The organism is Citrobacter sp. CK191 (genome assembly GCF_030333435.1).
In the GTDB taxonomy this organism is placed as follows: domain Bacteria; phylum Pseudomonadota; class Gammaproteobacteria; order Enterobacterales; family Enterobacteriaceae; genus Citrobacter_B; species Citrobacter_B koseri.
Window position 1 is genome coordinate 1 of sequence record NZ_JAOWFX010000028.1, and the last position, 11,448, is coordinate 11,448.

Annotated in this window: 10 protein-coding genes, 1 tRNA gene and 1 other RNA gene; 9 read left to right on the forward strand and 3 right to left on the reverse strand. The window is 54.5% G+C overall.

The window, feature by feature from the left end; translation table 11 throughout:
* Positions 1-5: 5 nt before the first annotated feature.
* The 4 genes from OGV82_RS07260 (at position 6) to pnuC (ending at position 2,467) form a co-directional block, all read left to right on the forward strand.
* Positions 6-174: non-coding RNA, RtT sRNA (locus OGV82_RS07260), on the forward strand.
* Positions 175-206: 32 nt separating this feature from the next.
* Positions 207-282: transfer RNA gene (locus OGV82_RS07265), tRNA-Lys, on the forward strand.
* 397 nt (positions 283-679) lie between these two features.
* Entirely contained in the window at positions 680-1,723 is a 1,044-nt protein-coding gene (gene nadA / locus OGV82_RS07270; RefSeq protein ID WP_024130522.1) for a quinolinate synthase NadA, read from the forward strand.
* A 24-nt stretch (positions 1,724-1,747) separates the two neighbouring features.
* A complete protein-coding gene (pnuC, locus tag OGV82_RS07275; RefSeq protein ID WP_286462648.1) occupies positions 1,748-2,467 on the forward strand; it encodes a nicotinamide riboside transporter PnuC in 720 nt (239 codons plus the stop codon).
* Here the strand turns inward: pnuC and zitB are convergent.
* Together zitB and OGV82_RS07285 are read right to left on the reverse strand one after the other, a co-directional pair.
* Positions 2,464-3,405 (reverse strand): CDF family zinc transporter ZitB, encoded by a 942-nt coding sequence (zitB, locus tag OGV82_RS07280; RefSeq protein WP_047458052.1) that lies wholly within the window; start codon positions 3,403-3,405, stop codon positions 2,464-2,466. The two genes, pnuC and zitB, sit on opposite strands and share 4 nt — an antisense overlap.
* A 112-nt stretch (positions 3,406-3,517) precedes the next feature.
* Entirely contained in the window at positions 3,518-3,892 is a 375-nt protein-coding gene (locus OGV82_RS07285) for a YbgS-like family protein (protein WP_047458049.1), read from the reverse strand.
* A gap of 315 nt (positions 3,893-4,207) precedes the next feature.
* Between OGV82_RS07285 and aroG the strand changes: the two genes are divergently transcribed.
* The 5 genes from aroG to OGV82_RS07310 all read left to right on the forward strand — a co-directional run bounded on the left by aroG (position 4,208) and on the right by OGV82_RS07310 (position 10,462).
* On the forward strand, positions 4,208-5,260 hold the full coding sequence (gene aroG, locus OGV82_RS07290) for a 3-deoxy-7-phosphoheptulonate synthase AroG (protein ID WP_012133235.1): 1,053 nt from the start codon (positions 4,208-4,210) through the stop codon (positions 5,258-5,260).
* Between the two features lie 183 nt (positions 5,261-5,443).
* Positions 5,444-7,612, forward strand: coding sequence for a TonB-dependent receptor (locus tag OGV82_RS07295; RefSeq protein WP_047458046.1), 2,169 nt, complete (start codon positions 5,444-5,446; stop codon positions 7,610-7,612).
* A gap of 11 nt (positions 7,613-7,623) precedes the next feature.
* Positions 7,624-8,610 carry an ABC transporter substrate-binding protein gene (locus OGV82_RS07300; protein ID WP_047458043.1) on the forward strand — a complete coding sequence of 329 codons (987 nt, stop codon included), beginning with the start codon at positions 7,624-7,626 and terminating at the stop codon, positions 8,608-8,610.
* On the forward strand, positions 8,607-9,689 hold the full coding sequence (locus OGV82_RS07305; protein WP_286462649.1) for a FecCD family ABC transporter permease: 1,083 nt from the start codon (positions 8,607-8,609) through the stop codon (positions 9,687-9,689). The genes OGV82_RS07300 and OGV82_RS07305 overlap by 4 nt, the downstream gene beginning before the upstream one ends.
* Positions 9,686-10,462, forward strand: coding sequence for an ABC transporter ATP-binding protein (locus OGV82_RS07310; RefSeq protein WP_012133231.1), 777 nt, complete (start codon positions 9,686-9,688; stop codon positions 10,460-10,462). Before OGV82_RS07305 ends, OGV82_RS07310 begins: the two co-directional genes overlap by 4 nt.
* Positions 10,463-10,564: 102 nt before the next feature.
* Here OGV82_RS07310 and gpmA read toward each other — a convergent pair whose 3' ends face one another.
* Positions 10,565-11,317, reverse strand: a complete 753-nt coding sequence (gpmA, locus tag OGV82_RS07315) for a 2,3-diphosphoglycerate-dependent phosphoglycerate mutase (RefSeq protein WP_012133230.1) — start codon at positions 11,315-11,317, stop codon at positions 10,565-10,567.
* Positions 11,318-11,448: the final 131 nt, after the last annotated feature.

Below are 11,448 nucleotides of genomic sequence, written 5' to 3' on the forward strand. Positions count from 1 at the left end.
GTCGTTAGCTCAGTTGGTAGAGCAGTTGACTTTTAATCAATTGGTCGCAGGTTCGAATCCTGCACGACCCACCAGTTTTAAAGGTGGTTACTGGTAGAGAACGTGAAGGATAACGTTGCGTCAGCAACGGCCCGAAGGGCGAGGCGAAGCCGAGTCATCCTGCACGACCCACCATCCTGAATGATTAAGCAGTAAAATCCCGCAAGGGGTCGTTAGCTCAGTTGGTAGAGCAGTTGACTTTTAATCAATTGGTCGCAGGTTCGAATCCTGCACGACCCACCAATTTTAACATCGCTCTCAGGTGTTAAACGTGAAGGATAACGTTGCGTCAGCAACGGCCCGAAGGGCGAGGCGAAGCCGAGTCATCCTGCACGACCCACCAATGTAAAAAGGCGCCCTAAAGGCGCCTTTTTGCTATGCGCAGAATTTGTGCCTGATGGCGCTGCGCTTATCAGGCCTACAGCGATACACTCGTTCAGGTCGGATAAGACGTCAGTCGGCGACCCGTAGGCCGGATAAGGCGCTTGCGCCGCCATCCGGCATTATCAAGCGCAATTGTTGTGACTTTTGCCAGCCAATCGGCTATCTTGTTTAGCATATAAAACAAATTTAACCGATTGTGGCGTGGGTTACGCTTTATATCGGTTATTTCGTTAAGCCAGTAAAACGAGAAAGCATGATGAGCGTAATGTTTGACCCGGAAGCCGCAATCTATCCGTTTCCGCCGAAACCGACCCCGCTAAGCGTGGATGAAAAGCAATTCTACCGCGAGAAAATCAAACGTCTGCTGAAAGCGCGCGATGCCGTCATGGTGGCGCACTATTACACCGATCCCGAAATCCAGCAACTGGCTGAAGAAACCGGAGGATGCATTTCCGACTCGCTGGAGATGGCGCGATTTGGCGCGAAACATCCTGCCTCCACGTTGCTGGTCGCTGGCGTCCGTTTTATGGGCGAGACGGCCAAAATTCTCAGCCCGGAAAAAACCATCCTGATGCCGACTCTACAGGCGGAATGCTCGCTGGATCTGGGCTGTCCGATTGACGAATTTAGCGCGTTTTGCGACGCCCACCCGGACCGCACAGTAGTGGTTTACGCCAACACGTCTGCTGCCGTCAAAGCCCGCGCTGACTGGGTTGTTACCTCCAGTATCGCCGTTGAACTGATTGAACATCTGGACAGTCTGGGTGAGAAAATTATCTGGGCGCCGGATCGTCACCTGGGACATTACGTGCAAAAGCAGACCGGCGCGGATGTGCTCTGCTGGCAGGGAGCCTGTATCGTTCATGATGAATTTAAAACCCAGGCGTTGACCCGGATGAAAGGTTTGTACCCGGATGCCGCCGTGCTGGTGCATCCTGAGTCGCCACAATCGATTGTCGATATGGCGGATGCCGTCGGGTCTACCAGCCAGCTGATTAATGCCGCCCGCACGCTGCCGCATAAGCAGCTTATTGTGGCGACCGACCGGGGCATTTTCTATAAAATGCAGCAGGCGGTGCCTGATAAAGAGTTGCTTGAAGCGCCGACAGCCGGAGAAGGGGCGACCTGCCGTAGCTGCGCGCATTGTCCGTGGATGGCGATGAACGGCCTTAAGGCAATTGCTGAGGGGTTAGAGCAGGGCGGGCAGGCCCATGAGATTCACGTTGACCAGGCGTTGCGAGAAGGGGCGCTGCTGCCGCTCAACCGTATGCTGGAATTTGCGGCTACACTACGAGCGTAAAACATAAAACGCTCTGGGGGAAAGATGGATTTTTTTAGCACACAGAACATTCTGGTTCATATTCCAATTGGCGCTGGCGGTTACGACCTGTCATGGATTGAAGCTGTTGGCACTGTTGCGGGTTTGCTGTGTATCGGGCTTGCCAGCCTGGAAAAGATCAGCAACTATTTTTTCGGCCTGATTAACGTGACGCTATTCGCGATCATCTTTTTTCAGATCCAACTCTACGCCAGCCTGTTGCTTCAGGTATTTTTCTTTGCCGCCAATATTTACGGCTGGTATGCCTGGTCCCGCAAAACAAGCCAGCATGAGATTGAATTGAAAATTCGCTGGCTGCCGCTGCCAAAAGCGCTGGCCTGGCTGGCGGTATGCGTGGTGGCGATAGGCCTGATGACCGCGTATATCGATCCGATATTTGCTTTCCTGACTCGCGTCGCCGTCAACCTGATGCAGGCGCTGGGATTGTCGGTCGCCGTACCGGAATTGCAGCCTGATGCCTTCCCGTTCTGGGACTCCTGCATGATGGTGCTGTCGATTGTGGCGATGATCCTGATGACGCGCAAGTATGTCGAAAACTGGCTGCTGTGGGTGATTATCAACGTGATAAGCGTGGTGATCTTCGCACTGCAAGGCGTCTATGCGATGTCGCTGGAGTATCTGATCCTGACCTTCATCGCCCTGAATGGCAGCCGGATGTGGATCAACAGCGCGCGCGAACGAGGCTCACACGCGCTTTCCAGTTAGTGGTGATGGTGCGAATGGCCGGATAGCCCCTGATTCAGGTGGCAGTCCGGCCCGTTGCACGGCTGATATTCCATCTGAATGGTGGCGTGCTCAATCTGGTAATGGTGAATCAGGAAATGCTGGATGCGCGCCAGCAACGCGTCATGATCGTGCGGCGGGATCACCTGCACATGCAGCGTCATCACGGGTTTTTCTCCTATCATCCAGACATGGACGTGATGCACATTGCGTACTTCGGGAATATCCCGGCTGAGATGGCGACGCAACGCCGCGATATCCAGCGAAACCGGCGCGCCTTCCAGTAATTCATTTACGCTGTCTTTTAACAGACGCCAGGCGCTGCGTAACACCAGTATGGAAACCAGGATCGAGAGAATCGGGTCCGCTGGCGTCCAGCCTGTCCAGATGATAATCAGTGCGGCAAAAATGGCGCCGACCGATCCCAGTAAATCCCCCATCACATGCAGCGCGGCGGCACGCACATTGAGGTTTTTTTCTTCATTCCCCCGGTGCAGGAGCCAGAACGCGAACACGTTGGCGAGCAAGCCCGCCACTGCGATAGTCATCATCATGCCACCTGCGACAGGTCGTGGCGTATAGAAGCGCTGAATGGCTTCCCAGACGATTAAAAGGGTAATCACCACTAATGCGATGGCGTTAACAAACGCGGCCAGCGTTGTCAGTCTCAGCCAGCCGAAAGTGTGGCGAATGGTTGGAGGACGACGGGAAAACTGTACGGCCATCAGAGCGAACAACAGGGCTGCGGCATCGGTAAGCATATGCCCGGCATCGGCCAGCAGCGCCAGCGATCCTGAAAGAATGCCGCCCACCACTTCAACCAGCATAAATCCGGCGGTGACACAAAATGCGAACAGCAACCGACGGGCGTTCTTATCTTCCGGCAGATGCGAAGCAGTATGAGAGTGTGAATGTGCCATCGTGTCATCCCTTTGTTATTTTCATTATTACTGTATGACATCATACAAGTTTTGGGCTGACAAAATAAAAAGGAGAGCGTCAGCTCTCCCGTTACCTGGCCTTTTTTCAGGCTTACTGTGTGGTGCCATCGGTTTTAGTATCAACGTCGTTGTTGATGCCGTCGCCGGTCTCCACTTTCTTATTCACGTCCGGGCAGCGGCCGTCCTTACACATGGTGTTTTTATGCACTTCATCGGAGGTCATGCCGTCGTGGTTCATTGATGAGCCATCCGGGTGAAGCATGGTGCCGCCGGAATTAATTTGGCTGTTGTCCACATTGTTTGGCGCGACGTTTTCGCGGGCGTCAGGGGCGACCTGTCCGGCATCCGCCGAAGAGTTTGCCTGTCCGTTGTTGGACTGCGTATTCGCGTCAGCGGCCAACGCTGCGCCACTGGCAAGGCTGAGTATGGCAGTAAGAAAAAGTGTGGCCAGTTTTGTCATTTTCATAAGATGCTCCTGTTATGGTCGATATGTCGGATAACTCTTCCAACAGTGCATGTGCCAGTAAAATCTCAGAGAGGGGTTAAAGATCCCGCACTGGCGATTTAGCCCAGCAGAGAATCTTGAAAAAACTCACAAAAAGAGTGTTTGCAGTTAAAAATTGTAGGTTAGATCTCGTTTTTCGCTACTTTCTGGCGTTTTTTTTCCTAATTCCAGGATTAGTCCGTTCGAAGTGTAAAAGTCAGTTTACACTTTTTAGCCAAAGAGATAGATTGAAGGGATTGCATTTAATTAGATAAGTATGGCAACACTGGAATAATCATGAATTATCAGAACGACGATTTACGTATTAAAGAGATCAACGAGTTATTACCGCCAGTCGCACTCCTTGAAAAATTTCCCGCTACAGAGAATGCAGCAAACACCGTTGCCCATGCCCGCAAAGCGATTCATAAAATCCTGAAAGGGAATGACGATCGCCTGCTGGTGGTGATTGGGCCGTGCTCAATTCATGATCCGGTTGCCGCCAAAGAGTATGCCGCTCGTTTAATGACGTTGCGTGAAGAGTTAAAAGGCGAGCTTGAAATTGTCATGCGCGTCTATTTTGAAAAACCGCGCACCACGGTGGGCTGGAAAGGGCTGATCAACGATCCGCATATGGATAACAGCTTCCAGATTAACGATGGTCTGCGTATTGCCCGCAAGCTATTGCTCGACATTAACGACAGCGGATTACCCGCTGCGGGTGAGTTCCTTGATATGATCACCCCGCAATATCTGGCGGATCTGATGAGCTGGGGCGCGATTGGCGCACGTACCACGGAGTCTCAGGTACACCGCGAGCTGGCCTCCGGTCTTTCCTGCCCGGTCGGCTTTAAAAATGGCACCGACGGCACCATCAAAGTGGCGATTGACGCCATCAATGCCGCCGGTGCGCCTCACTGCTTCCTCTCCGTCACTAAGTGGGGGCACTCCGCCATTGTGAATACCAGCGGCAACGGCGACTGCCACATTATTCTGCGTGGAGGCAAAGAGCCAAACTACAGCGCGCAACATGTGGCAGAAGTAAAAGAAGGTCTTGCTAAAGCGGGGCTTGCGCCGCAGGTTATGATCGATTTCAGCCATGCGAACTCCTCCAAACAGTTTAAAAAGCAGATGGACGTTTGTGCGGATGTTTGCCAGCAGATTGCGCGTGGCGAAAACGCGATCATTGGCGTGATGGTGGAAAGCCATCTGGTGGAAGGTAATCAGAGCCTGGAAAGCGGCGAACCGCTGACCTACGGTAAGAGCGTTACCGACGCCTGCATCGGCTGGGAAGATACGGATGCGCTGCTGCGTCAGTTGTCGAATGCGGTGAAAGCCCGTCGCGGATAATTTCTCCTGCCAACGCACGTTGCGCAATTGAAAAACCGGCAAATCAGGCCGGTTTTTTTCTACTAACTGTTTGTAATCCAAAAGAGTTAGTTCTTTGTTTAAAAGTTTTGATGTGATCGTGATCAACTTTTTACACTTATATCGGTCGTAATATAAATTTTTACATAACGATTGATAATACAAATGAATAAGCCCACTCAACTGGCAACGCTGTTGCCTCTTCTCATTTCCCTGGCGCCGCACAGCGCACATGCGGCAAACACCTCTGAAGATGAAATTATCGTCACCAGCCAGCCTTCTGCCGATACCACGCATGCCGCTTCCGGCGCTGGATTCAAAACCAATGATATCGATGTCGGGCCGCTGGGCAATAAAGCCTGGGTTGATACACCGTATTCGACCACGACCGTCACCAAAGAGATGATTGAGAACCAGCAGGCGCAAAGCGTGAGCGAACTGCTGAAATACTCGCCCAGTACACAAATGCAGGCGCGCGGCGGCATGGATGTCGGCAGACCGCAAAGCCGGGGGATGCAGGGCAGCGTGGTTGCCAACAGCCGCCTGGATGGGTTGAACATCGTCTCAACCACCGCTTTCCCCGTTGAGATGCTGGAACGCCTGGATGTGCTCAACAGCCTGACTGGCGCGCTGTACGGCCCGGCAAGTCCGGCCGGGCAGTTTAATTTTGTCGCCAAACGCCCAACGGAAGAGACGCTGCGCAAAGTCACTCTGGGTTATCAAAGTCGGAGCGCCTTCACCGGGCATGTTGATTTGGGCGGACACATTGATGATGACAACCGTTTTGGCTATCGCGTGAATGTGCTGAATCAGGAAGGTGAAGGGAATCTGGATGACAGTACGCTGCGCCGTAAGTTGCTTTCCGTGGCGCTGGACTGGAATATTCAGCCAGGCACGCAATTGCAGCTGGATGTCAGTCACTATGAGTTTATTCAAAAAGGCTATCCGGGAAGCTTCAGCTATGGCCCGAACATTAAATTGCCTTCCGCACCCGATCCCAAAGATAAAAATCTGGCGCTCAGCACGGCCGGGAACGATCTGACAACCGACACGGTGAGCACGCGTCTTATTCATTATCTCAATGATGACTGGTCCGTAACGGCGGGCGTTGGCTGGCAGCAGGCGGATCGTGCGATGCGTAACGTATCCAGCAAAATTATCAATAACCAGGGCGATATCAGCCGTTCGCTGAAAGACTCTACTGCCGCAGGACGTTTTCGCGTACTGAGCAATACCGCCACGCTTAACGGTCATGTTGATACCGGTTCTGTCGGGCATGATATTGCGCTCTCGACCACCGGTTATGTCTGGTCGCTGTACAGTGCGAAAGGGACGGGGCCGTCTTATAGCTGGGACACCACCAATATGTACCACCCCTCTGAGATGTACGAAAAGGGCGATGGCAAAATCATAACCGGTGGGGATCGTTATAAATCCAGCGTCAACACGCAACAGAGCATTACCCTTGGGGATACCGTGACTTTCACGCCGAAATGGTCGGCGATGTTCTACTTGAGCCAGAGCTGGATTCAGTCGCAGAACTACAATAAAAGCGGTCATAAAACCGGCCAGATTGATGAGAACGGTTTAAGCCCGAATGCGGCGTTGATGTATAAAATCACCCCGAATGTGATGGCCTACGTCAGCTATGCGGAGTCGCTGGAACAGGGCGGGACGGCGCCAACCAATAGCGACGTGAAAAATGCCGGGCAAACCCTCGACCCGTATCGCAGCAAACAATATGAGATGGGGCTAAAAGCCGATGTCTCCGGGATGAATCTGGGGGCGGCGCTGTTCCGTCTTGAGCGTCCATTTGCCTATGTCGATCCCGGCGACAATGTCTATAAGGAACAGGGGAACCAGGTCAATAACGGTCTGGAATTGACGGCCTCCGGTAATGTCTGGCAAGGGCTGAATATCTACAGCGGCGTGACGCTCCTCGATCCGAAACTGAAAGATACGGTGAGCGATACCACCAGCGATAAACGGGTGGTAGGCGTACCGAAAGTACAGGCGAACGTGCTGGCGGAGTACAGCTTACCGTCGATGCCGGAATGGGTATACAGCGCTAACGTTCACTATACCGGCAAGCGTGCCGCCAACGATACCAACACCGCATGGGCCAGCAGCTACACCACCTGGGACCTGGGCACCCGCTACACCACGAAAATCAGCAACGTGCCGACCACCTTCCGCGTGGTGGTTAACAACGTGTTCGATAAACACTACTGGGCATCAATCTTCCCGTCAGGCACCGATGGCGATAACGGTTCACCCAGCGCCTTTATCGGCAGCGGGCGTGAAGTTCGCGCCTCCGTCACGTTTGATTTTTAAAGGATGGAGTCATGACGCTAACCCGCATTTTCCCCGCGCTGGCCTGGCTGGTGGCGGGGAGCCTGTTTGCCGCGCAGCCGCACAACGATGTGCGCATCGCTTCGCCGTGGCCGGCGCAAAACACCATCATCACCATGCTGGGGTATGGCGATAATATTGTTGGCACGTCGATGATTGCAAAGACGATTCCGCTTTTTCGCCAGAGTCTGCCGCGTATTGAGAATGTCGCCGTTGTCAGCGTCAACAGCGGTCACGAACTGGACCCGGAGCAGATCATCTCGCTCGGTACGCAACTGCTGTTTGTGCCAAAATCGATGACGGTGCCGAGGGCGTCGCTGCTCCAGCAGGCGGGGGTGCGCGTACTGGCGTTTGAGGCGAACTCCATGCAGGCGCTGACCGCCCGGGTGCATAAAACAGCGGAGGTGCTGGGGCCGGATGCGCAGGATAAAGCGCAGCGGTATCAGCAGTATTTTGATCGCAATGTGGAGCGGGTAAAGGCGCGCTTAAGCGATCTTCCTGAAGATCAGCGAATGACCCTCTATCACAGCATGGGCAATCCGCTGACCACTTCCGGCAGGCCGTCGCTTAATCAGGACTGGATGGATCTGGCCGGTGCAAAAAACGTCGCCGAGCGCTGGTTTAGCCACAAGCAAAACCGGACGGGGGAAGTTGCTCTTGAGCAGATTGTCGCGGCAAATCCGGCGGTGATTGTCGCCATGAATAAGCGGGATGCGGATGCCATCCTGACTTCTCCCCAGTGGGCGCAGGTGGATGCCGTGATTCATCATCGCGTGTATGTGAACCCGAAAGGGATGTTCTGGTGGTGTCGGGAGACCAGCGAAGAGGCGTTACAATTCCTCTGGCTGGCAAAAACGCTCTACCCGCAGCGCTTTGCCGATATGGATATGCGCAAGGAGACCCGCCGCTTTTACCAGGACTTCTTTGGCATTACACTCAGCGACGCGCAGATTAGCGATGTGCTCAATCCGCCGAAATGACTCTACAGGTAAGGAACGTTATGTCGCTATCCGCTAATGCTCCGTCGATCGACGATCGCTACCGTCTTGTGGTACGCAAGCGGTTGATGCTGGCGCTGCTGATTATTGCGGCGATAGTCGCCTCGCTGGTGCTGGACTCTACGCTTGGCCCGTCTGGTCTGTCGCTCGGCGAGCTCTGGCAAACGCTGCTGCACCCGGCAAGCGTTAATGCGGGGACGCGCGTTATCGTCTGGGATATCCGTTTACCCTATGCGCTGATGGCGTTACTGGTGGGAATGGCTTTGGGGCTGGCGGGCGCCGAAATGCAGACAATCCTGAACAACCCGCTGGCGAGTCCGTTCACGCTGGGCGTTTCTTCCGCTGCGGCCTTTGGCGCTGCGCTGGCGATCGTGTTGGGTATCGGCATTCCCGGCGTTCCTGCCGCCTGGTTTATTCCCGCGAATGCCTTTGCTTTTGCGCTGCTGTCTGCCCTGCTGCTGGACGGGATTACTCGCTGGACGCGCGTGGCGACCTCTGGCGTGGTGCTGTTCGGTATCGCGCTGGTGTTTACTTTTAATGCGCTGGTGTCGATGATGCAGTTCGTTGCCGATGAGGACACGCTACAGGGGCTGGTGTTCTGGACGATGGGCAGCCTGGCGCGCGCGTCGTGGGAAAAGCTCGGCGTGCTGGCGTTGGTGTTTGCCATTGTGCTGCCGTGGTCGATGCGTAGTGCCTGGCAATTGACGGCGCTGCGGTTGGGGGAAGATCGGGCGATGAGTTTTGGCATTGACGTGCGGCGCCTGCGCCTGTCATCGCTGCTGCGCATCAGCCTGCTATCGGCGCTGTCGGTGGCGTTTGTCGGGCCAATCGGTTTTATCGGTCTGGTCGCGCCGCACATTGCGCGAATGCTGTTTGGTGAAGATCACCGGTTCTATCTGCCGGGCAGCGTGTTGACGGGGGGGCTGGTGCTGTCGCTGGCCTCGATCGCGTCGAAGAATATTGTTCCTGGGGTGATCATTCCGGTAGGCATCGTAACGTCGCTGGTGGGTGTGCCGTTCTTCCTGAGCATTATTTTGCGCCACCGGAGGAGTATGTCATGAGCGGGTTGATCCTCAAGGGAATAAGCGCCGGTTATCCGAAACATCCGGTTATCCGCGATCTCAGCGTGCCTGAGCTGCCGCGCGGTAAAATTACCGTTCTGCTGGGGCCGAACGGCTGCGGGAAATCAACGTTATTACGCGCGCTGGCCGGGCTGAATAAAGCCCGTGGCGAGGTCATGCTGGACGGTGAGAACCTGATGTCGCTGCCGTTTGCCCGACGTGCGGAAAAGGTGGTGTTTTTACCGCAGTCGCTGCCGCAGGGCGTACATCTGCATGTGCTGGAGTCGATTATCGTGGCGCAGCGGGCGTCCGGCGGGCGGGATGGCGCGAACAGTCACTCGCAGGTGCTGGCAATCCTGGATCAACTCGGCATTGCACATCTGGCGCTGCACTATCTTGACCAGCTTTCCGGCGGCCAGCGGCAACTGGTGGGGCTTGCGCAGTCGCTGATTCGCTACCCGGAACTTTTGTTGCTGGACGAGCCGCTTAGCGCGCTGGATCTGAACTATCAGTTTCACGTTATGGATCTGATCGCGCGGGAAACGCGGGCGCGCAATATGGTGACGGTTGTGGTGGTGCATGACATTAATATCGCGCTACGTCACAGCGAACATGTGCTGATGCTGAAGGAGGGCAAACTGGTGGCCAGCGGCGCGCCGGAAGCGGTTATTACCGCAGAAAGCCTGGCGGAAGTGTATAACGTTCGGGGTCGTGTGGAACGTTGTTCACAGGGCAGGGCGCAGGTGGTGCTCGACGGGGTTATCGGGGTTTAAGTGCATGTATTGCCGGATGGCGGCTTACGCCTTATCCGGCCTACAGGACGCATATTGCCAACCCGTAGGCCCGATAAGCGAAGCGCCATCAGGCAAATCAGATTACTTCGCTTTACCCTGGTTCGCTACGGCCGCCGCTTTTGCCGCGATCTCGTCAGCGTTACCCAGATAGTAATGTTTGATCGGTTTGAAGTTTTCGTCGAACTCGTACACCAGCGGTACACCGGTCGGGATGTTCAGTTCGAGAATCTCTTCTTCGCTCATGTTATCCAGGTATTTCACCAGCGCACGCAGAGAGTTACCGTGAGCGGCGATGATGATGCGCTCACCGCTTTTCATGCGCGGCAGAATGGTTTCGTTCCAGTAAGGGATCACGCGATCGATAGTCAGCGCCAGGCTTTCAGTCAGCGGCAGCTCTTTCTCGGTCAGTTGCGCATAACGCGGATCGTGGCCCGGGTAACGCTCGTCATCTTTGGTCAGCTCCGGCGGGGTCACGGCAAAACCACGACGCCACTGTTTAACCTGCTCATCACCGTATTTTTCAGCGGTTTCCGCTTTGTTCAGACCCTGTAGTGCGCCGTAGTGACGTTCGTTCAGCTTCCAGGATTTCTCAACCGGCAGCCAGGCCTGATCCAGTTCGTCCAGGACGTTCCACAGCGTGTGGATGGCACGTTTCAGCACGGAGGTATAAGCAAAATCGAAGCTATAGCCTTCCTCTTTCAGCAGTTTACCTGCCGCTTTTGCTTCACCCACGCCTTTCTCGGACAGGTCAACATCGTACCAACCGGTGAAACGGTTTTCGTTGTTCCACTGACTTTCGCCGTGACGTACCAGAACCAGCTTAGTTACAGCCATACTCTCACTCCTCAAGCTTTATTGAATGATAATAATTCTCATTATATTGCCGTGACAGGTCAGCGGCAACGCTTACGCATAACCATAGCGAAAATAGTGACGCAGTGTAAGGTTCTTGTGAACCCGGAGTT

Bases quoted from the DNA above. Each gene is read 5' to 3' on its own strand.
- nadA (WP_024130522.1), top strand. From the start codon at position 680: ATGAGCGTAATGTTTGACCCGGAAGCCGCAATCTATCCGTTTCCGCCG.
- pnuC (WP_286462648.1), top strand. From the start codon at position 1,748: ATGGATTTTTTTAGCACACAGAACATTCTGGTTCATATTCCAATTGGC.
- zitB (WP_047458052.1), bottom strand. From the start codon at position 3,405: ATGGCACATTCACACTCTCATACTGCTTCGCATCTGCCGGAAGATAAG.
- OGV82_RS07285 (WP_047458049.1), bottom strand. From the start codon at position 3,892: ATGAAAATGACAAAACTGGCCACACTTTTTCTTACTGCCATACTCAGC.
- aroG (WP_012133235.1), top strand. From the start codon at position 4,208: ATGAATTATCAGAACGACGATTTACGTATTAAAGAGATCAACGAGTTA.
- OGV82_RS07295 (WP_047458046.1), top strand. From the start codon at position 5,444: ATGAATAAGCCCACTCAACTGGCAACGCTGTTGCCTCTTCTCATTTCC.
- OGV82_RS07300 (WP_047458043.1), top strand. From the start codon at position 7,624: ATGACGCTAACCCGCATTTTCCCCGCGCTGGCCTGGCTGGTGGCGGGG.
- OGV82_RS07305 (WP_286462649.1), top strand. From the start codon at position 8,607: ATGACTCTACAGGTAAGGAACGTTATGTCGCTATCCGCTAATGCTCCG.
- OGV82_RS07310 (WP_012133231.1), top strand. From the start codon at position 9,686: ATGAGCGGGTTGATCCTCAAGGGAATAAGCGCCGGTTATCCGAAACAT.
- gpmA (WP_012133230.1), bottom strand. From the start codon at position 11,317: ATGGCTGTAACTAAGCTGGTTCTGGTACGTCACGGCGAAAGTCAGTGG.